Source organism: Lachnoclostridium sp. An196, from assembly GCF_002160135.1.
GTDB lineage: Bacteria > Bacillota > Clostridia > Lachnospirales > Lachnospiraceae > Hominiventricola > Hominiventricola avistercoris.
This window is the reverse complement of sequence record NZ_NFJZ01000001.1, coordinates 84424-110459: the sequence shown is the minus strand read 5'-3', so window position 1 is coordinate 110459 and position 26036 is coordinate 84424. Positions and strand designations below refer to the sequence as shown.

General features: G+C 50.0%; 23 protein-coding genes and 1 tRNA gene. 6 read left to right on the top strand and 18 right to left on the bottom strand.

What is annotated here, in order from left to right:
• Nucleotides 1–22: 22 nt before the first annotated feature.
• The 5 genes from rlmD to B5F29_RS00460 form a co-directional block, all read right to left on the bottom strand.
• Nucleotides 23–1417: a 23S rRNA (uracil(1939)-C(5))-methyltransferase RlmD gene (rlmD, locus tag B5F29_RS00480; protein WP_087152718.1), complete on the bottom strand. Its 1395-nt coding sequence runs from the start codon at nt 1415–1417 to the stop codon at nt 23–25.
• A gap of 107 nt (nt 1418–1524) precedes the next feature.
• Nucleotides 1525–1812 (bottom strand): DUF4366 domain-containing protein, encoded by a 288-nt coding sequence (locus tag B5F29_RS00475; RefSeq protein ID WP_087152717.1) that lies wholly within the window; start codon nt 1810–1812, stop codon nt 1525–1527.
• Nucleotides 1813–1873: 61 nt separating this feature from the next.
• Nucleotides 1874–4099, bottom strand: coding sequence for a DNA helicase PcrA (pcrA, locus tag B5F29_RS00470; RefSeq protein WP_087152716.1), 2226 nt, complete (start codon nt 4097–4099; stop codon nt 1874–1876).
• A gap of 106 nt (nt 4100–4205) precedes the next feature.
• Complete coding sequence (locus B5F29_RS00465) at nt 4206–5594, bottom strand: MFS transporter (protein ID WP_087152715.1); 1389 nt, start codon at nt 5592–5594, stop codon at nt 4206–4208.
• A gap of 50 nt (nt 5595–5644) precedes the next feature.
• Nucleotides 5645–6655 carry a uroporphyrinogen decarboxylase family protein gene (locus B5F29_RS00460; protein WP_087152714.1) on the bottom strand — a complete coding sequence of 337 codons (1011 nt, stop codon included), beginning with the start codon at nt 6653–6655 and terminating at the stop codon, nt 5645–5647.
• 275 nt (nt 6656–6930) lie between these two features.
• On the opposite strand from B5F29_RS00460, the gene B5F29_RS00455 reads away from it, so the two are divergent.
• Nucleotides 6931–7161 carry a hypothetical protein gene (locus B5F29_RS00455; RefSeq protein WP_087152713.1) on the top strand — a complete coding sequence of 77 codons (231 nt, stop codon included), beginning with the start codon at nt 6931–6933 and terminating at the stop codon, nt 7159–7161.
• A 41-nt stretch (nt 7162–7202) separates the two neighbouring features.
• Here B5F29_RS00455 and B5F29_RS00450 read toward each other — a convergent pair whose 3' ends face one another.
• On the bottom strand, nt 7203–8942 hold the full coding sequence (locus B5F29_RS00450; RefSeq protein WP_087152712.1) for an aryl-sulfate sulfotransferase: 1740 nt from the start codon (nt 8940–8942) through the stop codon (nt 7203–7205).
• A 246-nt stretch (nt 8943–9188) separates the two neighbouring features.
• Between B5F29_RS00450 and B5F29_RS00445 the strand changes: the two genes are divergently transcribed.
• Together B5F29_RS00445 and B5F29_RS00440 are read left to right on the top strand one after the other, a co-directional pair.
• On the top strand, nt 9189–10205 hold the full coding sequence (locus tag B5F29_RS00445; protein WP_087152711.1) for an ABC transporter substrate-binding protein: 1017 nt from the start codon (nt 9189–9191) through the stop codon (nt 10203–10205).
• 138 nt (nt 10206–10343) lie between these two features.
• A complete protein-coding gene (locus B5F29_RS00440; protein ID WP_087152710.1) occupies nt 10344–11429 on the top strand; it encodes an NAD(P)H-dependent flavin oxidoreductase in 1086 nt (361 codons plus the stop codon).
• 4 nt (nt 11430–11433) lie between these two features.
• Here B5F29_RS00440 and B5F29_RS00435 read toward each other — a convergent pair whose 3' ends face one another.
• The 5 genes from B5F29_RS00435 to B5F29_RS00415 form a co-directional block, all read right to left on the bottom strand.
• The gene (locus tag B5F29_RS00435; protein WP_087152709.1) at nt 11434–13230 is read right to left on the bottom strand and encodes an ABC-F family ATP-binding cassette domain-containing protein; all 1797 of its coding nucleotides are present in this window, start codon (nt 13228–13230) and stop codon (nt 11434–11436) included.
• Nucleotides 13227–15722 carry a hypothetical protein gene (locus B5F29_RS00430; RefSeq protein ID WP_087152708.1) on the bottom strand — a complete coding sequence of 832 codons (2496 nt, stop codon included), beginning with the start codon at nt 15720–15722 and terminating at the stop codon, nt 13227–13229. Before B5F29_RS00430 ends, B5F29_RS00435 begins: the two co-directional genes overlap by 4 nt.
• A 13-nt stretch (nt 15723–15735) precedes the next feature.
• Nucleotides 15736–16593 (bottom strand): DegV family protein, encoded by an 858-nt coding sequence (locus B5F29_RS00425; RefSeq protein ID WP_087152707.1) that lies wholly within the window; start codon nt 16591–16593, stop codon nt 15736–15738.
• A gap of 15 nt (nt 16594–16608) precedes the next feature.
• Nucleotides 16609–17022: a hypothetical protein gene (locus B5F29_RS00420; RefSeq protein WP_087152706.1), complete on the bottom strand. Its 414-nt coding sequence runs from the start codon at nt 17020–17022 to the stop codon at nt 16609–16611.
• Between the two features lie 134 nt (nt 17023–17156).
• Nucleotides 17157–17228: transfer RNA gene (locus tag B5F29_RS00415), tRNA-Glu, on the bottom strand.
• A 128-nt stretch (nt 17229–17356) separates the two neighbouring features.
• Here B5F29_RS00415 and B5F29_RS00410 point away from each other — a divergent pair.
• Nucleotides 17357–17713: a SpoVA/SpoVAEb family sporulation membrane protein gene (locus B5F29_RS00410; RefSeq protein ID WP_087152705.1), complete on the top strand. Its 357-nt coding sequence runs from the start codon at nt 17357–17359 to the stop codon at nt 17711–17713.
• 101 nt (nt 17714–17814) lie between these two features.
• Here the strand turns inward: B5F29_RS00410 and B5F29_RS00405 are convergent, their stop codons facing one another.
• Nucleotides 17815–18315, bottom strand: a complete 501-nt coding sequence (locus tag B5F29_RS00405; protein ID WP_087152704.1) for a QueT transporter family protein — start codon at nt 18313–18315, stop codon at nt 17815–17817.
• Between the two features lie 295 nt (nt 18316–18610).
• On the opposite strand from B5F29_RS00405, the gene B5F29_RS00400 reads away from it, so the two are divergent.
• On the top strand, nt 18611–19345 hold the full coding sequence (locus tag B5F29_RS00400; RefSeq protein WP_143449096.1) for a phosphatase PAP2 family protein: 735 nt from the start codon (nt 18611–18613) through the stop codon (nt 19343–19345).
• Here B5F29_RS00400 and B5F29_RS00395 read toward each other — a convergent pair.
• The 4 genes from B5F29_RS00395 to sfsA are packed head-to-tail and all read right to left on the bottom strand — an operon-like array spanning nt 19238 to nt 23180.
• Entirely contained in the window at nt 19238–20257 is a 1020-nt protein-coding gene (locus B5F29_RS00395; protein ID WP_087152703.1) for a glycosyltransferase family 2 protein, read from the bottom strand. The two genes, B5F29_RS00400 and B5F29_RS00395, sit on opposite strands and share 108 nt — an antisense overlap.
• Before the next feature lies 1 nt (nt 20258).
• Nucleotides 20259–21425, bottom strand: coding sequence for a UDP-galactopyranose mutase (glf, locus tag B5F29_RS00390; protein WP_242955538.1), 1167 nt, complete (start codon nt 21423–21425; stop codon nt 20259–20261).
• Complete coding sequence (mutY, locus tag B5F29_RS00385; protein ID WP_087152701.1) at nt 21400–22488, bottom strand: A/G-specific adenine glycosylase; 1089 nt, start codon at nt 22486–22488, stop codon at nt 21400–21402. The genes glf and mutY overlap by 26 nt, the downstream gene beginning before the upstream one ends.
• Nucleotides 22485–23180, bottom strand: coding sequence for a DNA/RNA nuclease SfsA (gene sfsA, locus B5F29_RS00380; RefSeq protein WP_087152700.1), 696 nt, complete (start codon nt 23178–23180; stop codon nt 22485–22487). The genes mutY and sfsA overlap by 4 nt, the downstream gene beginning before the upstream one ends.
• 100 nt (nt 23181–23280) lie before the next feature.
• On the opposite strand from sfsA, the gene B5F29_RS00375 reads away from it, so the two are divergent.
• Entirely contained in the window at nt 23281–23907 is a 627-nt protein-coding gene (locus B5F29_RS00375) for an HAD family hydrolase (protein ID WP_087152699.1), read from the top strand.
• Here the strand turns inward: B5F29_RS00375 and B5F29_RS00370 are convergent.
• On the bottom strand, nt 23894–24769 hold the full coding sequence (locus tag B5F29_RS00370; RefSeq protein WP_242955537.1) for an amidohydrolase family protein: 876 nt from the start codon (nt 24767–24769) through the stop codon (nt 23894–23896). The genes B5F29_RS00375 and B5F29_RS00370 overlap by 14 nt on opposite strands.
• Before the next feature lie 41 nt (nt 24770–24810).
• Nucleotides 24811–25932 (bottom strand): M23 family metallopeptidase, encoded by a 1122-nt coding sequence (locus B5F29_RS00365; RefSeq protein WP_242955536.1) that lies wholly within the window; start codon nt 25930–25932, stop codon nt 24811–24813.
• Nucleotides 25933–26036: the final 104 nt, after the last annotated feature.

Genomic DNA, 26036 nt, shown 5'->3' with positions numbered 1-26036 from the left:
GTTCACTTAATCTATCCCAAACCTATGAAGCATCTGCGTTTTCCTCTCCAATGCCGCAGCGCGTCAAAAGCGCCACCACCTCGCAGTTCCCTGTCCATGGAAACATGTCCACGCAGCACGCTCTCTCCATCCGGTACCCGTTTTCCTGCAGCAGTTCCAGATCCCGTGCCAGGCTGGTGGGCTTGCAGGAGATGTAGACCATACGGTCCACACCGTAATCAACGATCTTTTTCAAAGCTTTCGGGTGAACGCCGTCCCGGGGAGGATCCAGTACGATAAAGTCAGGACGTTCTTCGATGGAATCCAGCATCTTCAGCACATCCCCGGCGATAAATTCACAGTTTGACAGTCCGTTCAGGCGGGCGTTCTCCTTCGCCGCCTCCACCGCCTCTTCCACAATCTCCACTCCGATCACTTTTTTTGCCACCGGCGCCAGGATCTGGGCAATGGTGCCCGTTCCGCTGTACAGGTCAAAGATGGTCTGGTTCTTTGTATCGCCGATATAGGATCTGGCTGTCTCATAGAGCACTTCCGCCCCCAGAGAGTTGGTCTGAAAGAAAGAAAACGGAGTGATCCGGAAACGGAGTCCCAACAGCTCTTCGTAAAAGAAATCCTGTCCCCAGAGTATCTCCGTACCGTCGTTCTGGATCACGTCGGCAAGGCTGTCATTTTTCGTGTGCAGGAGTCCGGCCAATTTCCCTTTCAGAGGCAAAGAAAGCATCCGTTCTTTCCACCCTTCCAGGTCTGCCTGTATCTGTGTGCTGGTCACCAGATCTGCCAGAATCTCGCCGGTCCGCGCCGCCTTCCGCACCAGCAGGTGGCGCAGATACCCTTCATGCCGCATCTTGTGATAATACGGCAGGCCCTGCTCCTGAAAATATGCCAGCGTCCCCGACAGGATCTTTCGGAAATCTTCGTCCACGATCTGACAGCCGTCCACTGTCACAATATCATAGAAACTGCCTTTTTTATGCATCCCCAAAGCCAGCGATCCGTCTTTGTACGCGTCCCCGAAAGAAAATTCCATCTTATTGCGGTATTCATATTTTCGGGGACTGCCTTTGATCGCTTCAAACACATACTCATATTCATATGCCTGCACCGCGTCGTCCAGCAGTTCTTTAACCTGCCCTGCTTTCAGTCTTAGCTGTTCTTCATAAGAAAGCGTCTGCCAGACACATCCTCCGCACTCTGTGAAATGTTTGCAGAAAGGTTCACATTCCACAGAAGAACGCTCCAGAACTTCCAGAACGCGCGCTTCCGCCTTTCCTCCACGGATCTTTGTGATCTGGCAGCGGAGTCTCTGTCCCGGGATGCCGTTTTTTACGGTCACGGTCTTTCCTTCCGCTTCTATCCTTCCTTTGTTGGGAAATGTGGTTTTCTTCACCACTCCTTCAATAATCTGCCCTTTTTTCATATACTCTCCTCAGCTTGCTGTAAAAAAACAGCGGAGCCCGGCACGCAGCCCTGGTTCCGCTGTCTTTCACAGTCCCTTACTCTGCTCTGATTCCTTTCCTGCGGAAATTACTCTGCAGTCTTGTCCTCTTCTTCGTCTTCTGCTTCTTCCTCATCGTCAAAGAAGTCATCGTCAAAATCATCGTCGAACTCTTCATCAAAGTCCTCCAGATAATCCGGAGTAAAGAAGCGGTATACGGCATATGCGATACCCGCCACTGCAAGTACGGCGCCGATCGCGATGAGAACCCACATCAGTACGTTCTGCTTTTTCTCCTCTTCCTTCTTGATATGAAGCAATTCTCCCAGCATCTCATTCGTCTTCGCTGCGTTTAAAAAGTCTTCTACACGGTTCATAGCGGATACCTCTTTTCTGTATAAAATCTTATTTTAGTATACCATATTTCATGATAAATTACTATAGCGTTTCAATTTTTTTCAATTTTGCAAAGGAAGCGAACATCCTTTTGATCCCTGCCTTGTCAAAATCCACTTTGACCTCGTAGTCGCGTCCTCCTTCGACAATCTCCAGAACAGTCCCCTGACCGAATTTTATATGGCTCACCCGGTCTCCCACTCCATAGTCCAGGCTGTCCGCCTTGACTACTTTGAACTGTCTGGGATCGAAGGTCTTCGTCCGGAATGCTTCCCTCGCTTTCTCGTAGACCTGGTCCCGTTTGTCGACCGGAGCCTGCTCTTTGTGCTTTTCCGGAAGGCTGCCTCTCTCCAGCAGATTTTCCGGAATCTCTCTGACAAACCGGGATACCGCATTACAGTGATTCTCTCCGCGCACCATCCGGAATCTGGCGGAAGTCAAAATCAGGTCTTTCATGGCGCGGGTAATCCCCACATAACAGAGTCTCCGTTCTTCCTCGATCTCTTCTTCCGTATCTGCCGCGATAGACATGTAGCTGGGGAAGATACCGTCTTCCATACCCGCCAGATAAACTCTGGGAAATTCCAGCCCTTTCGCGCTGTGCAGCGTCATCAGGAGCACCCGGTTGTCATCCGCTTCCAGACTGTCAATATCCGCCACCAGCGCCACCTCTTCCAGAAATCCGCTGAGTTCGGGATGTTCGGTGCCTTCTTCATATGTAACGATCTTGGTAATCAGCTCATCGATGTTTTCCAGCCGCGCGTCCGCCTCTTCTGTATCTTCCATCTCCAGTTCTCTGGCATATCCGGTTTTATCCAGGATCTCTTCCATCAGCTCTTTCAGTGAAAGATCCCCCAGCTTCAGACGCATTTCATGGATCAGATGAACAAAAGGCTGGATCTTCAAAAGCGCGCGTCCTATCCCGGGTATCTCCGGCGCTTCTTCCAGAGCCTCAAAAAAGCTGATCCCGCGGCTCTGGGCAAACGCGTCCACTTTATTTAAAGTCGCCGCTCCGATCCCCCGCTTCGGCACATTGATGATCCTGCGCACGGCAAGATCGTCCCTGCCATTATCGATGGTCTTTAAGTAAGCCAGCAAGTCCTTGATCTCCTTGCGGGAGTAGAAATTGATCCCGCCCACCAGGCGGTAGGGAATATTGGCCATAAGAAATTTTTCCTCAAAAAGGCGCGACTGGGCGTTGGTACGGTACAGGATGGCAAAATCCCGGTATTCCGTCCCCGGCTCCTGCATTTTTCTGCGTATATCGCCTGCTATGAACTCGGCTTCATCATAGGCGGTGTTAAACTGATGAAACTCGACAGGCGTTCCTTTCTCATTTTCGGTCCAGAGCGTTTTCTCTTTTCTTCCCTTGTTATGCGAAATCACGCCGTTGGCCGCGTCCAGAATGGTGCCCGTGGAACGGTAATTCTGCTCCAGGCGGATCACCGCGGCGTCCGGGAACGTCTTTTCAAAACTCAGGATATTTTCTATATTCGCCCCGCGGAACTTATAGATGGACTGGTCGTCATCGCCCACCACGCACAGATTCCGGTATTTTCCGGCCAGAATACTGATCAGTTTAAACTGTACCGTATTGGTATCCTGATACTCGTCCACCATAATATAACGGAAACGGTTCTGATAGTATTCCAGCACATCCGGGCACACGGTAAACAGATCTACCGTCTTTACAATCAGGTCGTCAAAATCCAGCGCGTTATTTTTCTGCAGTTCTTTCTGATACTCCAGATACACCTGCGCGATCTTCTCCCGGCGGAAATCTCCCCTGGCATCCATTTCTACTTCCTTCGGCGACAGATATTCGTCCTTCGCGCGGGAAATCACGTTCAGGAGCATCCGCTCCTTGTACATCTTCGGATCCAGTTCCAGGCGGCGGCACACATCTTTTACCACCGACTTCTGGTCTTCCGTATCATAGATCGTGAAATTATTGGAAAATCCCAGACGGTCAATATATCTGCGGAGGATGCGTACACAGGCAGAGTGAAACGTGCTCACCCAGACGCTCTCCGAACCGAAACCTACTATTTTGTCCACTCTCTCCCTCATCTCGCCGGCCGCCTTGTTGGTAAACGTGATCGCCAGGATATTCCAGGGGTTGACCCCGCAGTCCTCGATCAAATGGGCAATGCGGTGGGTCAGCACCCTTGTCTTGCCCGATCCGGCCCCTGCCAGGATCAAAAGCGGTCCCTCTGTGCAGAGTACCGCTTCCTGCTGCTCTTTATTCAAAAGTTCCAGACTGTTCATCCAGATTCTCCTTCTCCATGATTTTAAAAGCCCCGGAAAAGCTTCGCTTCTCCGAGGCTGCTACTCATGGAATTATATCACAGGAACAAATGTTTGACAACTCGTTTTACGCGCGGCGCGCGTCAATCTCCGCACGATACTGTTCTACCTTTTCTCTGGTAATCTTGAATCCGAAAAGCAGAATTACCGCCGACAGGAGCAGCGCACAGGCCGGGATGATCATGAAGCCTAAGCAGATGCCTTTCTGCAGTTCCACCGTCGCCTGGGACGCGTCCATACCGGGCGTAAAATGTGCGATGGCCAGGCAGGCAGAAATACTGATGCCGCGAAGCATGACACCCACCTTCAAAGGCACATTCTGGAGTCCGCTGATCCAGCCGGTAGCGTTCTTCCCGGTCTTCCATTCAGAGTAGATGATCGTATCTGAGTACAGGGCCGGCGTACATGCGTACGCGATGCCGTATCCCAGCTGCGCCAGGGACATCAGGAACACCACCAGCCATACGTTCGTATAGAGGAAATTTGCCGCAATCATGACTGCCGCCATCAGGATAAAGGTACCGATCGTGCCGGTCCTGGTAGAGAATTTCTTTGCCACAGATTTCGCCAGATAAGATCCCACCACGCAGAAAATGTTTGAGATCAGGATATAAGTGGTAAGAAGTCCCGCGTCTTTTGCAACATAGGTGAAATAATACATGGCGATACCGGATACGATAAAGTTAAACGCCCATTTGGACAGATCCGCGATCATCAGCGCGATCAGCGGCGGATTCTGCAGAAGCGCCCGCACCAGGTCCATACCGCTGGTCTTCGTCGTATCTTTTTTCGTCTCCTGGACATCCTCGGTGCTGACTTCTTCATATCCGTCAAACATCTTGAAATGAGCAAAATACAGAACCACCATTACCCAGGCCAGCACGAAAGCCACCGCCCCGTACTGGTTTGTCTCTCCGACGATACCGGCAAATACCGATGCCAGCGGAACACCTACATATGAGAAAATGATCTTGGAAAAGTTCGCCCATGCCGCTCTGGTGGAAGACAGCTGCGCACGGTCATCCGGCGTGGCTCCTGCCACGGAAATCATGGACACATTGGCGACATATGGAAAATTCCACACCACATGGCTTGCGATCGCCGCAACGGTGACAATCACCGCGGAAACAATCCCATTTCCGATCTTGATAAACTGGAACGCGTACAGGAACGGCACAATCCACGGCAGCAGAACCAGCCAGGAGCGGTAACGTCCCCATTTCTTCGGCTTGATACTGTTCAGGATCGCCCCGTAGATCCAGGACAGGCAGGCATCCACCGTACTGGATATGGTCGTGATCGCCGTAACGATTCCCAGATCGAACGACGCCAGATTCGTAAGGAAGAAATTGAAGAAGTAACTCTCCACATTGCTCATCAGAGTAAATCCGCAGTCCCCGACTCCGTAGAACAGCTTCAATGCTTTGCTCAACGGTTTTTTACTATTATTGCTCATAACCCTCTCCTTCTTTTGGTACGGGGCCCCCGCAGGAGCCCCCGATCATTTTAAACCCCGTATACTTTCTTGTTGTACTTGTCGATCTCATCATTGATGATGGGATCCACGTGTTTGTACAGGCATCCCGGTCCGCCGTAAGTGATGCACGGGATAAAATGTCCGCCCGGCGCATAGGTCTCGCAGACTCTTCTTGCCTCCGTACGGATCTCTTCTTCTGTAGAATCCGCTCTGTCAACAACAGACGCATCGATGCCGCCCATCAGCGTCATCTTGCCGTTCACCTGCTTCTGGATCTTTACAATATCATTCTCCGGAAGCGCCCCCTGCCAGATGTTGATGCCGATTTCCACCATATCGTCAATAATCGGCTCCAGGAAAGAGTCCGCATGGTGCATGACAAGAACGCCTTTCTCATTCATATAACTGTACATTTTCTGATAATGCGGTTTGATAAACTCTCTCCAGGTATCCGGGCTGATAAACATCGACCTCTTGGAGCCCCAGTCATCATGAGAAATAACCACATCCGGCTTCAGATAATCTACGGACATTTTCATAAACTGATAACGATATTCACCGATCGCATCGATCAATTCGTGCATAGCCTCCGGCTCCAGCAGAAAATTCATCAGCATATCTTCAAATCCCATCAGGAAATGCAGACGCTCAAACAGGCCTGTCGGAAGATATCCCATCAGAATCTTGCCCTCCGCTCTGTACTCTTCCGCCTGTTTGATATATGGCTCCCACAGAGCCGGATCGGAGCATTCTTTTACAATATCCGGAATTTTCAGATAATCCTTCCATTCTGTGATGTCCGGAATTACCTTGTTGGCTTCAGTTACATGAGGCATAGCCGCAACCTGTCCTTCCGGCCAGAGAATCTCCGTGCCAAAACGGTCCTTTGTAGGCGGCATACCCGGATGCCGGTCTCCTCTGATGTATTTCAGAACCGGGTTCATGTTCAGAAACGCCAGTCCCTCATACTGCTTCATCAGTCTGTCCGGATGTCCATCCGGTTTTACGGTCTCAAAAAAATTCTCTTTTACAGATAACATACCTCTCTCCTCCTTTTCGGGCATGGCTGTCCTCTTCCTACCTTTTGTAGCGGTTTCCATGCCTCTTTGTATTTCAGTATAATTCTATTTTCTGTCCTTGTAAATCCGGCAGTGAATTCCATTCTCTTCTATTCAATTTCTACTTTTTGTACAGGTATGAATAGTCAGAATTAACAAAAGAAGTTATCTGTAGTATAATGGTTTTCAGAACAGACTCAGACCATTTAAACAATTCAGCCCGCCGCCTGCGGGAATAAAAAGAAAGGAAAAAATTTATGCATCAAAAACTCAAACGCATCCTGGCACTTTCCGCTGTCCTGATCATCGCCGTTCTCTATCTGATCACTTTTATTCTGGCATTTACCGGACAGGACGGCTCGAGAAAAATGCTGACCGCGGCCTTCGCAGCCACTGTTATTCTCCCTGTTCTGCTGTATATATACATGTGGCTGTACCGCACTTTTGGCAAACAGGACAATCAAAAAGACGATGATACCCCGGCATAACAATAGGGCCGCTGCAAAACTGCAGCGGCCCCGCTGTATCTTTACTCCGCAAACCAGAAGCCTATAAAATCTCCTTTCATCACCCGATAGGTCTGCAGTGTACATTCATATGAATATTCACGAATTAATGTTCCATCCTGGGTATATTCGCCAAACACCATGCTGCAGCCGCTGTTGACCACATAATTATCTCCCACAGGCGTTACATTTGATACGATACTGGAGTACGGCACGTCGAAGCTGTCCACCAGCTCATAAGTACGGGCATTCTCATCTACCAGATAAAAATATACGTGTGAGTATTTAGAATCATCCAGCAGAGCAGTTCCCACACTGTCCGGAAGATCCGGCTCATAACTGTCTCTGGTACTCAAGCTCCAGTAATTGTTGTCGAACAGCCTGAGATAATACTGTCCTTCCTCGAGCCCTTCATTCCCGGCGTACTCAACGGTATGCTGTCCATACTGGGGAGTGAAATCGCCCACCTTTGTGTAACTGTACGATTCGTATGGCGTATCTTTCCAGAAATTCTCATCTCCGATCAGATAGTCCAGTTCCTTGCTCCCATGGATATCACGGACTTTGATAATTGTGGACGTCTCTCTGGAACTGACGATCACACTGTCGTCTTCTTCCATATACTGCACGGTATTCAGATGAATCCAGTCTTTTTTCCCCGCCAGCCATTTAAACTCATCGTCCAGCCCGATTACATGGGCATAATTCTCGTAATATTCCGGAAGAACATCTTTGAAATCAATCAGCTCCGTCACTTCTCCTGTCACCAGATCCACTTCCAGCAGCAGATCTTCCACATCTGTACTTTCATATTCGCTGGCCAGCACTACCAGGCTGTTATCCCCCGAAAACACCATATCATGATGCATTTCATAACCATCCAGCGCATAAGTCTGCGTCACCTGTCCCAGACGATTAAAGCGGGCGATCTTATAAGCAGACGCACAGGTCAGCATCTCCCCTTCGTACCAGAGCATCCGGTCCAGTCCATATCCCTCCAGCACCATCTCATACCGCATGATACCGGAATTATCATAGAAAAAGGCATATCCTGTATAACCGCCCGTACGGATCGTATAGAAAAGGCCTTCCGTCTGTCCGCCTGCCGCTTCCCCGTCCGTATACTCCAGTTTTGTAGCATATCCCGACTGAGGCTCCGGCATTGTAATCGTAAACTCTGCCGTATTCTGCACCCTTCCGTATTTTCCGAGCACTTCCAGCGTCACATGGTTCGTCTCTCCCGGCACCAGACCGATCATCAGGAATTCATGCATCCGGGAAAATTCCCTGTCCCCGTTATTTGCCACTGCCGTATAATCCGGTATACTTTCGTCATCCACATGAATCGTATATCGGATCTGGCTGGCCCAGTCCGTGGTAAAATACAGATACAGACCATTGCTCCCGGTTCCGAAAGGATTCAGCACGGCCAGAGGGCTTTCCAGCGTAAAGCTGCCATTCTCCCCCGCCTGTACCAGGGCTGCCGCAATTCTTTGCTGCACTGTTTCCTCATAGTATGTAAATCCCTCGTCTTCAATCTCATCCGGCAGCAAGCTGATCACATTTATATCAGATTCCACATCCGCTTCGTAGGCAGACACCCCGTACTCTTCATCAGACATCAGCAAATCCCCGGTCTCCACTTCCCAGGAATCCCTGATACTTGTTTCCGCTGACAAAAAATAATGTGTAAACGCCGCCACTCCTGCCGCAATTGCCAGCAGGATCACCAGAAGTCCAATCAATACATACCTTTTTTTCATAAGTTCCTCCATTTACATATGGTATATTTAGATTTCAGGTCTTCCAAATCTCAGGAACCATTTTATAGCATCCTTTTCTTTCTGTCCATCCATAGTTCTCATTTTTCTTAAATTTTATTAAAAATTAATTAAGTTTGTTTACATGCGTTTATATTTCGGTAATATTTACAGTTTGTCATCTCATTCTCACTCTTCCCTGCTTTTCGCATATAGTATAAGGAACACAGCAAACGCAGGGAGAATCATATGAAAAAGCGAATCACCGCATGTATAGGCACAGCGGTTCTAGGTCTGTGCCTCCTGACAGGCTGTTCAGACAGCAATGGAAACGTTTCGGTTTCCTCAGGGCTCACGAAAGTCACGCTTAACGAAGTAGCTCACTCCATCTTCTACGCCCCCCAGTATGTAGCCATTGAAAACGGATATTTTGAAGAAGAAGGAATCGACCTGGATCTGGTCACCGGTTTCGGCGCGGATAAAGTAGCGACCGCTGTCATCTCCGGAGAAGCCGATATCGGTTTCATGGGCAGCGAATCCTCCATTTACATTTACGGACAGAGCCCCGACGACTATATCGTCAATTTCGCGCAGCTTACTCAGCGGGCCGGCAATTTTCTCGTGTCCCGGGAACCTATGGATGACTTCCGGTGGGAAGACCTGAAAGGGGCCTATGTACTTGGGGGAAGAAAAGGCGGAATGCCTCAGATGGTCTTCGAATTTATCCTGAAAAAGAACGGCATCGACCCGGCCGCGGACCTGACTATCGACCAGGGTATTGATTTCGGCTCCACGGCAGCGGCTTTCTCCGGCGGACAGGGTGAATTTACCGTAGAATTCGAGCCCTCCGCGACCGCGCTGGAACAGGAAGGGGCCGGATATGTAGTGGCCTCTCTGGGCGAAGCCTCCGGATACGTTCCCTACACCGCTTACAGCGCAAAACAGAGCTATATAGACGAACATCCGGAAATCCTGCAGGCATTTACCAACGCACTCCAGAAGGGGATGGAATATGTGCAGACGCATACTCCTGAGGAGATCGCCAAAGTGATCCAGCCGCAGTTTGAAGAAACGGACCTGGAAACCATCACCACCATTGTCACCAGGTACTACGATCAGGATACCTGGAAAGACAATCTGATCTTCGAAAAAGACAGCTTTGACCTTCTGCAGAACATCCTTCAGGAAGCCGGAGAACTTCCGGAATGGACGCCTTACGAGGACCTGGTCACGACACAGTTTGCCGAAGAAGCCGTGTCGGATTAGATTACGTCATTTTTCTCACCATTTTATGTAGTTTTTTATACTAGATATATTGACATTTCCCATACGGCACCCTATAATTATTTTGATTTTCAAAATAATTATAGGGTGTTTGCCCGGAAAGGGACTGGATTTTACTATATGAATATCAAACCTTTGCAGATAGGAGAAAAAACCGCTGCTCTCCCCCTGATTCAGGGCGGCATGGGAGTGGGTGTCAGTCTGTCCGGCCTGGCCGGAGCAGTCGCGCGCGAAGGCGGCATAGGCGTCATCTCCACCGCGCAGATCGGATTCCGAGAACCGGATTTTCCCGATAATTCAAAAGAAGCGAATCTCAGAGCCATGGTCAGCGAACTGAAACAGGCAAAAAAAATTGCCGCAAAAGCAGACGGCTCCTGCGACGGACTGATCGGCTATAATATCATGACAGCCACCAGGGATTATCCTGACTATGTAAAGGCGGCGGCAAAGGCGGGCGCCGATGTGATCATCTCCGGCGCCGGCCTTCCGGTGGATATGCCGGAATATGTAAAAGGGACCGATACAAAGATCGCTCCCATCGTTTCTTCCGAAAAAGCCGCCCGCATTATCCTCAAAATGTGGGACCGCCATTATAAGCGCACCGCGGATTTTCTGATCATCGAGGGGCCCCACGCCGGCGGACATCTGGGCTTCTCCAATGAAGAATTAAGTCATATAGGCGAAAAGGGATTCGACTTCTCTTATGACCTGGAGATTCAGAAAATCATCGCCTGCGTACGAGGATATGAGGAAAAATTTCAGACCTCGATTCCTGTCATCCTGGCCGGCGGCATCATGAACGCTCCGCAGGTCCGTCACGCCTTTTCTCTGGGCGCAGACGGCGTTCAGGTGGCGACGCCTTTCGTGACCACAGAAGAATGCGATGCCTCTGAAGCGTTTAAACAGGCGTACGTAAATGCGCGCGCGGAGGATATCGAGATCATCAAAAGTCCCGTAGGCATGCCCGCCAGAGCCATCCGCAACGCTTTTCTGGAAAAGATGAAACTGGGCCGGGAAAACATTACCAAATGCTACCGCTGTCTGGAAAAATGCAATCCCAAAGAAGCACCATACTGCATCACCCAGGCTCTGATCCGTTCCGTACAGGGCGATGTGGAAAACGGCCTGATATTCTGCGGAGACAATGTTCAGTATCTGGACCGGATCTCCACGGTATCCCAGGTGATCCGGGGACTCTTCGCCTGACAAATTAAGACTGCTCTGCGATCCGGTCCGCCAGATCGCAGAGATATACATACCGTTCCATTTTTTCTTCCAAAAGACGCTCCTGTTCTTCTTTCTCCTCCGTAAGCTGATTGAGTCTCACAAAATCTGTGGCAGACGCTTCCATCTGTTTTTCCAGCTCCGCAATCTTTTCCTCAATGCCGGCGATCACTTCTTCGATCGTTTCATAATCCTTCTGTTCCTGCCAGGTGAATTTCAGCTTTCTGGTTCTTACTTTTTCCGTCTTTTCCCCGACGGCTTTCACCTTTTTCCCTGCTGAAACTTCAGAACCAGCCTCCGCTCGGCGGCTTTCCAGATAATCCGAATAACCGCCTTCGTACTGCCGAAGTTTTCCCCGGCCCTCAAAGGCGAACAGACGGTCTGCTGTTTTGTCCAGGAAATACCGGTCATGGGATACCACGATCAGAATCCCCGGAAAATGCTCCAGATATTCTTCCAGAATTGCCAGCGTCTGAATATCCAGGTCATTGGTGGGTTCGTCCAGAATCAGGATATTCGGCGCTTCCATCAATACCTTCAGCAGATACAGGCGCCTTTTCTCTCCTCCGGACAATTTCCCGATCAGAGAATGCTGCAGCGCTCCGTCAAAAAGAAACCGTTCCAGCATTCCCGACGCAGAAACCATTCCCTCTTCCGTACGCACGTACTCCGCCGTATCGCGAATATAATCAATTACTTTCTGCCGGGAATCCAGAGTCTCATTTTCCTGTGAAAAATATCCGATCCTGACCGTCGGTCCCAGAATCACTTCTCCCTGATCCGGCTTTTCCAGACCCATGATCATCTTCATCAAGGTCGTCTTGCCGCATCCGTTCGGCCCCACAAAACCGATCCGATCCTGTTTCCGGAATGCGTAGCTGAAATCGTCTATCAGAGTTTTCTCTCCGAAGCTCTTGAAAATATGCTTCAGCTCCAGTGTCTTTTTCCCCAGCCGGGAAGCCACGGTGCCGATCTGCACTTTCCCGTCCTTCTCCGGCGCCTTTGTATTTTCTTTCAGTTCCTCATACCGCTGGATATGTGCCTTCTGTTTGGTAGAACGGGCCCTGGCTCCCCTGCGCATCCATTCCAGCTCCATGCGGAGGATATTTTTATTCTTGCGGTAGGTAGCCAGCTCCAGATCCTCCCTCGCCGCCTTGGCCTCCAGAAATCCCGCAAAATTGGTCTGATAATTATATAATTTCCCTTTATCAATCTCCACAATCCGACTGCACACCCGGTCAAGGAAATACCGGTCGTGCGTCACCATGACCAGAGCTCCTTTTCTCTGTGCCAGCATACGTTCCAGCCAGAGCACCATATCAATATTCAGATGGTTCGTGGGCTCGTCCAGAAGCAGAATATCGCTGGGAGCCAGCAGCGCCGCCGCCAGTGCCGCCGTCTTGCGCTGTCCGCCGGACAGATGATCCAGAAGTTCCTCTCCGTTTCCGAATCCCAGACGTTCCAGAACAGATTTGATATCGCCCTCTGCGCTCCACCCGTTTTTCTCCTCTCCGTATTTCTGCATATATTCATACACAGTCATCCCGGAAGGATATTCCGGATTCTGAGGCAGGAAACGGATACAGATCCGATTCCCTTTTATCACCTCTCCCTCGTCCGGTTCTTCTGTTCCGGCCAGGACACGCAAAAGGGTGGACTTGCCGGTACCGTTGATACCGACAATGCCCACCTTGTCTGTGTCCTCCAGACTGAAATCTGCCTCTTCCAGCAATTTCCTGTCCGTAAAAGTTTTACTGATTCCTTTTGCTGTCAATATATTCATGATACTTCAAAATCTTCTTCCCGTAAAATACGATTGCCGAACTCATCCACATTTTTCTTGGCTATCTTCTCAAACAAATGCCGTACATTCCGTTTCTCCGCATGGGAGATCGCCCCGTCCACAATATCCTTGACTTCCGCCACAGACACCATATGATCCAGAGTCTGACGGCTGCCGATCCGGTCATAAAGTGCCAGCACGCCAAATTCGTCAAACGTGCAGTTAAGCTCCAGCGCATAAGACTTCGCAAACGCGATCAGTTCGTCATTGGTAAAGACCGGGATGTCAATGGTATGATCGAACTTCGACGAAAAATTCTTATTCTTATAGAAGATCTTCTGAATTGCCTCTGCCGAATCTTCCAGGATAATCAAGAGCCCGCCGGTGTCTCCTTCCATGGCAAGGCTCAGAGCCACCAGCGCCGAATCCGAAAGAGCCCCCGCATTTTCAATAATCAGCGCCCCTCCCTTTACTTTTCCGAGAACTTCCTGTACGTCTTTGGTATTCAGATTCCGTCCGCTGATCTTGGCGAGTTTCTTTCCTTCGATCCGGTTCTGCTTCTGCAGGGCTTTCACGATATCGATAGCCAGCGTCGTCTTGCCGTTTCCTCTCTTTCCGGTAATCACCAGATTGCCGTTAGATGAATTTTTCCGGTTCGGTCGTACATTGCCTTTAAAGAGTTCTGCCAGCTGGCCGCTCATGCCTTTCACTGAAGTGAAATAGGCGAACAGCCGGGCCTGCTCTTTTGTCAGGTGTCCTGCGTTCACTGCCATTTCCGACACTTCTGTAGCCAGAGACTTTTCCAGTTCCTGAATCATATTCATGGCCGCGGTATCGCCGGACACTCTGTTTTTTTTATGTCTGGCATAACTGTCTCCATCCGGACGGCGCGTTTTCGTTTCCTCCGGCAGCTTCAGTTCTTCCAGGGTAATTCCCTCTTCTTCCAGCGACGGTTCTATCTGCGGCAGAGGCTCTTCCGGTTTTCCCGATCCTTCTTTCTTCTGCCGGCTCTCTTCATCGATTTCGTCCAGAATTTCTTTCACATCCCGGGGCAGACGGCTGGTATCTCCCGCTATCAATTTCATCAGTTCGGCAGTTTCCTGTCTCACCTTTTCTCTGCGGGCTTTGACCAGACCGGCTTCCGCCTCGATCTTCGCCTCTGTCTCCGCTTTTTTATTTTCCCACTCCGCAAGAACGTCCTCAATGGTCATCTGTCCGGCCGGCTGCTCCGGTTCCGGTTTCTCTATCGGTTCCACTTCCGGCGCTTCCAGATCCGGCACTATGAGGTCTTCCGGCTCTTGTGTTTCCGGCTCCGCAGGCGATGTCTCCAGGGTCAGTTCCTCCAGCTTGATCTCCGGCTCCGCAGGCGGTGTCTCCAGGGTCAACTCTTCCAGTTCGATCTCCGGCTCTGCAGGCGGTGTCTCCAGGGTCAACTCTTCCAGTTCGATCTCCGGCTCTGCTTCCTCTACCTCTGTCTGCAGCTCTCCCTCGGGTTCTTCCCGTTCCGGCTCCACAGGCAGCGCTTCCAGGGTCAGTTCCTCCAGTTCGATCTCCGGTTCCGCTTCCTCCTCTGCCTTCAGCTCCCCCTCGGCTTCTTCCGTTTCTGGCCCAACAGGCTCTTCCAAAATCAGTTCCTCCAGCCTGATCTCCGGCTCCGCTTCCTCTCTCTCTGTCTGCGGTACCTCTTCTTTCTTCGAAGGCGTCTCCGGCTCCGGAAGAGTCAGCGGCGGGATCTCTATCGTCGAATCCGACTGCAGCAGCTCATCCAGATTTGCCGCCAGCTCTGCCTGCAGATTAACGGTGCTGAATTTATCTGTATTATAAGTAGGCACCCCCTGCTCCTCAAAATCATCCTCGTGGATATCCGCCGCTCCCGAATTGCCCAGCATGCGGTCATACTGAGCCTGCTGGGCAGCCGTCAGAGGTTCAAACTGCATCTTCAGTTCCATGGCTTTTGCAACGTATTCGCCTTCACTGAACCAGAGTATCAGTTCATCGCATTCCCTGACGCATTCTTCTGTCATGCCTGCCTTGGCATAGCACTCTGCCAGTTCGTAGGCCCATTTTTCCTGATACTCATGCGCCTTGTATTCGCGGAGAATCTTGATCTGGTCCTCAATCTTGGAGCCTCTCTCCCGGTATATCTGATATTTCAGGATATACCGGCTCTGATCGTGAGGCGCCAGCTTGACAAATTCCCGATATAAGGAAATCGCGTCTTCAAAGTTGTGCATCTTCGTAGCGGTCTCTGTCATCTTATAGAGCAGCATACGTCCTACCGGGGCACGGTCATACGCGATATTCAGGATCTCCATGCAGTCCTCGTATCGTTCCAGCTCTTCATAAATCTCAGCCACAATGTAGAGCATGCTCAGATTCTTTACTCTGCGCCAGTCAATAGTGTCAGCGATCTTCGCCGCTGTTTTATAATCTTTCTTTTTAACCAGTTTCTCAATCTGTTCCGCCTTCAGACGGTATTCGTATTTATCCAATGGAATCCATCCCCTATTCTACAACTTTTGAACAGGCGATGGCTAAAGAACCATCACCAATATGACATGCCACGCTCAGAGACAGTTCGTCAACAAGAATCTCTCCGACTCCCGGGAACTCAGCCTCCACTTCCTTTTTAAATTCCATGGCTGCCTCCTGATTATTTGTATGCGCGATCGCGAGACGCATACGGCACCCTGTAAAACGGGTATCCATGTCTTTGTGCATCGCGTCCAGCATTACCTGCTTTGCCGCATGCATCGTCCTTACTTTTGCAAAACTGTCCAGACGCTCTCCCTGAATCTGCAGTACAGGCTTAAGGCGCAGCACTGTACCCAGTGCGGCCACTGCCGGCGTGATCCTTCCGCCTTTTCTCAAATATTTCAGAGTAGTCACCGTAATGTAGATACTGGACTGGAGCGCTTCCTCTTCCAGGATCTGCCGGACCTGCGCCGCGCTCTTTCCATCGGCGATCAATTTCTGCGCATCCATGACGGCATGCACCATCGTCACGGATACTCTCTGGTTATTCACCACTTCTACTTTACCGTCATAATCCTCTGCGAGCATCTTCGCCGTCTGGCAGCTTCCGCTCAAGCCGCTGGACATAGGAATATGAACAATCTCATCGTACTCTCCCAGCACTTTGTCCCACAATGCCGTAACCGATTCCGGAGACGGCTGTGAAGTGGACACATCCGCGTCCTGTTTTAAATATTCATAAAACTCTGGCGGAAAGAGATCTATCCCGTCCAGATGTTCTTTCCCGTTGATTAAAAAAGGCATGGGAAGCACAAAGATCCCCATCTCTTTTGCTCTTTCCTGACTGATTCCGCTGTTGCTGTCCGTCACAATCGCTATCTTACTCAATGTCATTCCCTCATCTTATAATTTTTCCCAGCAAAAAAAGCAGTGATAATGTTCATGGCTCTCTGCCGGTACAAAGTTTTCCGCGCCGCAGTAGGAGCATATCACTCTTTTCATGCCTGACGGAATACTCGTCTCATAATCTCCCCTCATTCCTATGCGGGAAGGTTTTCCTTTTGAGTACGCAGCCTCATAGGTACAGGACTTTCTCCTTGTATCCGGCTGCAGCTCCGGAACTTCCGGTTCCTGTTTCTTACGTTTTACTCTGGGCCTATTAGGAATCGCCGATGCTTTCGGCTTTCTCCTGCCCGCCGCACGTTCTCTGGCCGCCATTCTTTTTGCCGGGTCCTGTTCCCTGCTCTTTTTTCTGTCCGCATTTTTTACATAAAACACTACGTATAATACCAGAACAATGATAATAATCTCAATCATAAACGGCCTCTTTTGTATCGGATTTACAGGTTTACATATTCTGTCTCATTATAGCAAAACAATACTCAGAAAACAAGAGTGCGGACATACGAAAAAGCCAGAAAACTTTTGGAAAGCTTTCTGGCTCTGTTCAGCAGTCGATAGGGGAATCGAACCCCTGTTTCCGCCGTGAGAGGGCGGCGTCTTAACCGCTTGACCAATCGACCGTATTTTGTGTGCTCGCGCCGAGCACTTTTATAAAATACCATAGCTCTTTGGAAATTGCAAGCACTTTTTTTATTTTTTGCATATTTTTTTTCCGGCAGGGGATTCTGTTAATGTAAGGGGGTATTTTATGGATTATATCAACACATTCTGGATCGGCGGACTGATCTGCGCCCTGGTACAGATTCTTATGGAGAAAACCAAACTCATGCCTGGCAGGATCATGGTTCTTCTCGTATGCAGCGGTGTCGTGCTGAGTGCCGCGGGAATCTACGCTCCTTTTCAGGAATATGCGAAAGCGGGCGCCAGCGTGCCCCTGCTCGGCTTTGGAAACATTTTATGGGAAGGCGTCAAAAAAGCCATAGACGCGGAAGGTTTTCTGGGGATCTTCAAAGGCGGCTTTACTGCCGGCGCAGCCGGCATCTGCGCCGCTCTTGTTTTTTCTTATCTGTCCAGTTTCCTTTTTGAGTCGAAGATGAAGCGCTGACAGATCCGGCAAATGTCAAAAAACGCCCGTGTGAAATCCATTCCTGTGATTCCACACGGGCGGCCGCTGTTTTCAGCGGATCCATTCTCCGCATACGTTCATCAATATGCGCCCTGATTCTTCTTAAAAATCATGGTGCCGGATTTTTCCAGCGCTCTGAGAAGCACGCTTCCCAGCACGCCTACCGCTATGATCTCTCCGATCCCCACTGTCAGCATCATAAATGGGATGGGAAGATTGGTGCCATATCCGTAACGCAGGACAAAAGGCACGATCAACACATTGGCCAGAATCGGCGGGATCAATATGAGAACTTTATTTCTCCTCAGATAATATGATCCGACTGCTCCGATCAACGTGGCGATACTTCCTCCGATCACATCCAGCAGGACAGATCCTCCAAGGATGTTAGAAAGCAGGCATCCCGCGAATAGTCCCGGCACTGCTGCCGGCGTGAAAAACGGCAGGATCACCAGCGCCTCCGCAATACGAACCTGAATCTCTCCATAGCTGATCGGTGCGAAAGCGATGCAGAGCACCGTGTAAGCGGCTGCGATCACCGCTGCCTGAGCGAGGAATAGTGTCTTGTTTCTTGTTTTCATATGCAATTGTCTCCTTTAGTTTTGTTTTACGAGTGGAAGGTCTCGAACACTCGATTCATTTAACGCCGGGAATCGGCGGCGCAAGCCCGGAAAGACCTTGGTTTTGTGGGTTTTGCAGCGTGGTAGAGTATATCACAGCCATTTTGGCAAGTCAACTGTATTTTACATATATTGAAAGTCAATATTGTATCCATATTCAGAATTTTTTAAGAATTCTTCGGATTTCTCCCTATTGTATTCCTGAAAATCCTGTGCTATTATGGCGCAGAAATAAGAAAACAGAAGGAGGGTAACTATGCGTCAGAAACTCAGAATATTTTTATCTCGCCATCCGCATATATGGACAACTCTCTATCTTCCTCTCTATCTGGGATGTTTTATGTATCTGGAAGGGAAGGAAGCCCGCCCATACCATGTTATCCATTTTCCGCTGGATCAGATGATTCCGTTTTGTGAATACTTCATCATCCCGTATTTCCTGTGGTTTTTGTATGTTGCGGTCGTATTCGTCTGGCTTTTTTTCAAAGACCGGAAAAACTATTATAAATATATCGTATTTCTTTATACAGGCATGACTGTTTTCCTGATCGCCTCCGCCCTGTATCCGAACGGCCATCTGCTCAGGCCCACGGAATTCGACCGGGACAACATTTTTATCCGGATGGTATGCTTCCTTTATCAGGCAGATACATCGACCAATATTCTGCCCAGCATCCACGTATTCAATTCCATTGCCGCTCATCTGGCAGTCGTGCATACGCCGGGGCTGGCAAAAAACAAATGGACAGTCCGAGGGTCACGGTTTTTAGCCGTAACCATCATCCTGTCCACGGTATTTTTAAAACAGCATTCCTGCATCGACGTCTTTACCGGTATCCTGCTTGGAATGTTTATGAACGATCTTGTCTATCGTTCCGGCATGTTAGTTAAAGCCCATGACTTTATTGGCAAGCTTATAGGCAAAGACCGAAACCTTTCTCCCACCTTTTCCGGGAAGATTCATGGCGCGGCCGAAGATGCCGAAATATAATTTGTAATAAAGACCTGCATCCTTATTCTTAAGGTACTGCCACAGGTCTTTTTTCTTTTGCAGACTTTCCTCTGTACCGGAACGGATCAGCATGATGGACGAAACAGTCATCATGATATCCAGATAACTCACCATATATTTACGCAGCTTAGTATTCTGGATCGCCCGCAGATCATACTGGTCAATCATAATTTTATTGACCTTGATCTGCTGGTCCACCCTGCCGATCATAACCTGCTCATTGACAGACTGGTCCGCGCGGCCGATAAAATAATGGTACAGATCCGTGTCCATATAATATAAAGTCTTGACGTAAGGCAGCGGATAATACACAAAAATATTGTCTACATAAAAAGTATGTTTCGGAAGTTCCAGCCCGCAGCTCTGAAGCATCTCTGTACGATAGATTACGGAATGCATCAGAATGTACTGTCCCAGATGGAAATGTTTTACATCTCCCCAGGTAAACACCTGTTCCACCGGAAAAGCTGTCGTATAACGTATCGTACGCTTGTGTTTAACGCCTTGTTTATCATAGACATAATTACAGATCACCATATCGACGGCATCTCCGGCCCGCACCAGTTCTCCCAGCTTTTTCAGCACTTTCTGGTAGCTCTCTGCGTCCAGCCAGTCGTCGCTGTCCACCACCTTGAAATACACGCCGGTAGAATTTTTAAGTCCTGTATTGACCGCCTCCCCGTGGCCGCCGTTCTCCTGATGCACCACTTTGACGATAGTGGGATATTTGGCGGCGTATTCGTCCGCGATCTGGGGCGTGCGGTCTTTCGTGGAGCCGTCGTCCACGATGATAATCTCCACTTCTTCTCCGCCCGGGAGCAGGGATTCAATACAGTTTCTCATATATGCTTCCGAATTGTAGCAGGGGACCGCTATCGATAATAACTTCATCTTACACCTCTTGTTTTATTTTCTCTGTTAGTTCCAGCGCTTTCATCACCATGGCATCGATGTTGTAATACTTATATTCTGCCAGACGTCCCAACAGCCATACGTTAGGAATCTTTTCCGTCAGCGCGCGGTATTTTTCATACAATGCCTGGTTCGCTTCATTGGCAATGGAGTAATAAGGGATCTCGCCCTCCGCCCCGGTATACGCAAACGGATACTCTCTCACAATCGTCGTTCCCGGAGCTTTCTGTCCGGTCAGATACTTGAACTCTGTAATGCGGGTGAAATCTTCGCTTACTGTATAGTTTACCACACTATGTCCCTGATAATCCTTCTGATCCAGATACTCGAAATCAAATCTCAAAGACCGATAAGGAAGGCGTCCAAAGCAGCAATTAAACAATTCATCCACCGGACCGGTATAGATCACTTCTCCGCAGAACGGCTCTCCATCCAGAATCACCTGGTCCTCTTCGAACCGGATGCGGCTGCGGGCGTCCACGCCGGTCTCCACCCTGATCTTCGGATGGTCCAGCATCTTTTCAAACATGGGAGTATACCCATGCAGAGGCATTCCCTGCCATGGTTCCTGAAAATACCGGTTATCATAAGAGATCACCACCGGCACCCGTCCGGTCACGGCCGGATCGATCTCTTCCGGAGTCTGCCCCCACTGTTTCATCGTATAATGCAGGAAGATGTTTTCATAGACATAATCCGCGATCTGACGGATCTCGGGATCTTCCTGCTCCCGAAGCTTTAAGATCGGCACACGGCTTCCCATGCCGAAAGTCTCTATCAGCTTTTTCTCCAGGGTGTCCGCTTTTTCTTTTTCATATACCATATGAAGCGTATTCAGATTAAAGGGCACCGGAATCAGCTTTCCATATACATTCGCCACCACTTCATGGCCAAATGCATACCAGTCGGTAAATCTGGACAGATAATCATATGCCTTCTTTTCTTTCGTATGGAATATGTGGGGACCATATTTATGGATCAGTATTCCATGCTCGTCCGGCTCGTCGTAGCAGTTTCCTCCGATATGGTCTCTCTGTTCCAGCACCAGCACGCTGCGTCCGCTTTCTGCCAGCTCTCTGGCAGCTACACTGCCGGCAACGCCGGCTCCTATGATCACACTGTCAAACATCTTTTCTTCCTTCCTCATATTTTTCCTGTCCCAGCACAATGTCCATATACCGCACATATGCGGCAAACGCTGCCGGGATCGGATATTTTTCTTCTGTCTCTCCGGCATCTATAAAGAACAGGCCGTTTTTATCCATATTCTCCGACTCTTCCAGACTGACCGCGTATCCGGTCATCCTCCATTCCACATGACTGAAGATATGTTTCTCCGGAGCCAGGGGAAGGATCCGGATAGGAGAAAATCCCCACTCCCTAAGTTTTAAGAGTACTTCTTCGTCATTAAGAGCGCCTTCCAGATTCGGAAGTTCATAAAGACCTGCCAGCAGACCTTTTCCGGGACGTTTCCGGATCGCTACCCGGTTCCCTTCCCTTAAGACCAGCACCGTCCTGTTCTCCACACGACGCTCTTTCTTTGCCTTCTTCCTGGGAAGCTCGTCCACGATTCCTTTTTCTTTTGCCTTGCAGCAAAAGCTCAGCGGGCATTCGCCGCACTTTGCCTTCCCGTTGGGGACGCAGACAATGGCGCCAATCTCTATAAGCGCCTGATTAAAGTCTCCGGCCCGGTCTTCAGGAATGATCTTCCGCAATTCTTCTTCAAAAGCATGCTTCACGCTCTGGCTTAAAATGTCGTCATAACTGGCCTGAAGCCGGGACAACACCCGAAGCACATTTCCGTCCACCGCAGGCGTGCAGATGCCGAAAGCAATGGAGCTGACCGCGCCCGCCGTATAGTGCCCGATTCCAGGAAGTTCCAGCAGTTTCTTATAATCTGCCGGGAATTCTCCATCGTATTTATCTGCGACCACACGCGCCGCTTTCTGCATATTGCGGACACGGTTGTAATATCCCAGTCCTTCCCACAGCTTCAGCAGCTCATCCTCCGGACACTCTGCAAGAGCATGCACATCCGGCAAAGCCTTTACAAACCGTTCAAAATATGGTTTTACCGCTTCCACGCGGGTCTGCTGCAGCATAATCTCTGATACCCAGACCCGGTAAGGACTGATCTCCTCCCTCCAGGGAAGAATACGGGCATGTTCATCATACCATGAAAGCAGCGGTTTTACAATGTATTCCATCATTCGTTTTTCTCTCCAAGCCTTACTTCCACCGGCCGGTCCGCCTGTATGGACTCCGGCGTCACCAGACAGTCCACTGCACGTATCTCTACACCGGCATTCCCGGCCGCCCGAAGCGCCTCCCCGAACTCCGGATGGGTCCGGTCATTCGGTTCCAGATATCGGATTCCCTTCATCTGGACGACAAATAAAATCCCTGCCCGGTATCCTTCTTCCCGACAGCGGATCAGTTCTTCCACATGTTTCACACCTCTTTCAGTCGGCGCGTCAGGGAAGCGGGCCACGCCTTCCTCCTCCAGAGTCACTCCTTTCACCTCCAGAAACATGCTGCTGTTTTCATTCTCCAGATAAAGGTCAAAACGGGAATTCCCGTAACGGGTTTCCGGACGGATCACCTGCGGATTTTCAAACAAATGCCCGGAACGGATCCATTCTTCCGCCACTTTATTGGGGATCTGGGAATCTATATTCACGACCCGGCCTTCTTTTTCCACCGCGATCAGATCCAGCGCCGTCTTCCGGGACGGGCTTTCATTTCTCTGCACCCAGATACGCGTCTCCGGTATCAGCAGCTCCCGGCATCGCCCGGTATTCTTTACATGGCAGACTTCTTCGCCCTGTTCTGTCCTCACCCGAGCCACAAACCGGTTGGGCCGGGACAGAAATACTGCCTCTTCTATTCTATCATATCTCATATTTTATCCTTTTCTCTTGCGTCAGATTCACGGCCGTGCTATGTTAGATAAAGCGGTTCCGTCCGCATTCTATTTTTACATTCAGGAGGATCATACAAATATGAAACCAGACGGTATTATCTTGGATATAGACGGTACTCTGTGGAATTCCACCGGGATTGTGGCAGACGCCTGGAACGATGTGGTGGATCCCCGTCCCGATGTCCCGGTCCATTTCACCCCGCAGCAGCTTCAGCAGCTCTTCGGAAAGACGCTGCCCCATATTGCCGATCTTTGTTTTCCTTTCCTGGAGCCGGAGCAGCGCTATCCGCTGATCGAGGCCTGCTGCGAAAGAGAACATGAATTTCTCCGGGAGTCCCGTCAGAATATTCTCTATCCGGACGTGGCCGAGACCATACGCAGCCTGTCAAAAACCACGTCTCTTTTTATCGTCAGCAACTGTCAGTCCGGCTATATTGAGCTGTTTCTGGAAAAGACCGGCCTGGGCCCCTGTATCCGGGATTTTGAATGCCCCGGCCATACCGGCCTGGAAAAAGGTCCGAATATCCGTCTTGTAGCCGACCGCAATCATCTGGAACACCCTGTATATGTAGGCGACACTTCCGGGGATCAGCAGGCGTGCGCCGCGGCCGGGGTTCCGTTCTGCTACGCATCCTATGGATTCGGACAGGTTGAAGATCCGGACTATACCATCGACCGGTTCTCAGATCTGCTTACGATCTTTTAAATCTCAGACGAATCTGCTCTTCCGCTTCACACAGCAGTCCGTCCGGCACACCGGCCTGGTGCAGATAAGCATGCTCATCCAGGGTTCCAGTTCCATGGGGCACCAGGTATGCTCCTGCGTCACTGCCCAGGCCGATACACGCGCCCAGTTCTGCAGCTTTTCTGACCCGTTTCATCTGTCCGTCCAGATTTTTCCTTATCTCTTCATCCGGAAACCGGCCGCATCCCAGCAGATTTCCTATAGGCGAAAAAGTAGGAATCCATACCGTACGGCTTTCTGACAGCAGCAAAAGCGTCTCATCCTCCATAAAAGCACCGTGCTCCAGGCTGTCCACCTCTGCGCGGATCGCGTACCGGCAGGTCTCATTCCCATTGCAGTGGGCCATAACCGCCATTCCCGCGTCATGAGCCGTTCCGATCATATATTGTATCTCTTCCTCAGTCAGTCCTTCTTCCGTCAATGTGCCTGCATGGGCAAAATCCAGAAGTCCGCTGACCATAATTTTGATAAAATCAGCGCCCTCTTCTTTTGCTTTTCCGACCAGTTCCCGGTACTCCCGGCGGCTGTCAAAAGGGAAACCCACAATCCCGCCGTAATGTCCTCTTTTATGAATCGCGAAAAGAGGCGTCCGATAGTCGATCCCGTACTCTCCCGCAAGTTCTTTTGCCAATGCAGACGCGCCGCGCGCGTCGCCTCCGTCGCGTACAAATGTTATCCCTGCGTCCTGATACGCTTTGAGATGTTTTCGGACCGCCTCCTCACATACTCCGTCTTTATGGAGCGCCACCGCATTTTTATAATTGACGCCGTCCATGATCACATGGGCATGACATTCTCCCAGCATATCTATCACCTCTGCCATTCAATATAACACTTCCGGCAGGAAAAGTAAAACTTTCACATTCAGGGATACATGGAAAAATCCACCGTCCGCTCATAAGCTGCCGCGTCCGGGTCTTTAAAAAGATAGATCCGCCTCCATTCTTTTGTTTCCGCGTTGCGCTCTGTCTCTGAACGGTTCCGGTACAGGAACCGCACGATCTGATAGCAGTCGATCCAGATCTCGTTGTTCCCCTCCTTTTGAGATTCATCAAAAATCAGCTGCATTCCAAAATGCAGATGCGTCGTATCGATATTATTGGTATCTTCTTCGGTGCTGTACCCTGTATGTCCCATATATCCGATCACATCTCCTGCCAGCACCACAGAGCCCTCTTTCAGTTCCGGCTGATAGGGAAATCCCTGTCGCAGATGGGCATAATAATAGTACCGTTTTTTATCAAAACTGCGGATTCCGATCCTCCATCCTCCGTACTGGTTCCAGCCCAATGCCTCCACATAACCGGACTCCACATTAATAATCGGAGTTCCTGTCTGCCCCATCATGTCATGTCCCAGGTGATTTCTTTTGTATCCGTAGGTTCTGGACACTCCGAAATCGTCATAGTCGCTGTACGGAAATCCTTTCGCGATGGGATGAAAGGCCTTCAATCCGTATTTTTTCACCCAGTTCTTTTTCCCGTCTTTTCCTTCTGCCGGTTCTTCGATCTCAAACTCCCCGACCATGCCGCCCAGGACGGCTTCATACGCTTCTTTATAATATGGAAAATACTCCAGTCCCGACGTCATCTGTTCCAGCGACTCTCCCCGACTGATCTTATCTTCCAGTTCCGTCAGCAGACTCAGGACTTTTCGGTCGTCATCAAAATTTCCCCCTGTGTGCGCCGCGGTCCATGCCAGAAGGTCCACCCATCCCACATGCGCGTCCGTACCGTAAGTGTCCCTGTCGTATTCGTAGGCCTCGGACATGGCGAACTCCGACACCTGGAAATCCACCCAGCGTATGTAATCTTCTTCCTTCTCTTCGGTATCCTCTTCCTCGTCCGTATTCTCCGATCGTTCTTCCTGCGTCTCTGGAACAGCCTGCGCGGCAGTCTTTTGCATCCCCCGCCCCACTTCCGTCCAGTATGATGCTCCGGCGAATATCAACAGGATCATCAGATTGACAAAGAGGATTTTTTTCAATTCATATGCCCCCTGGTATTATTACCCAATCTATGTTCTTCCGGGCGTTTTCATACCTGTCGTTTCCACCGCGGCTGTCCGGTTGATCGTCCGATTTCATTTGA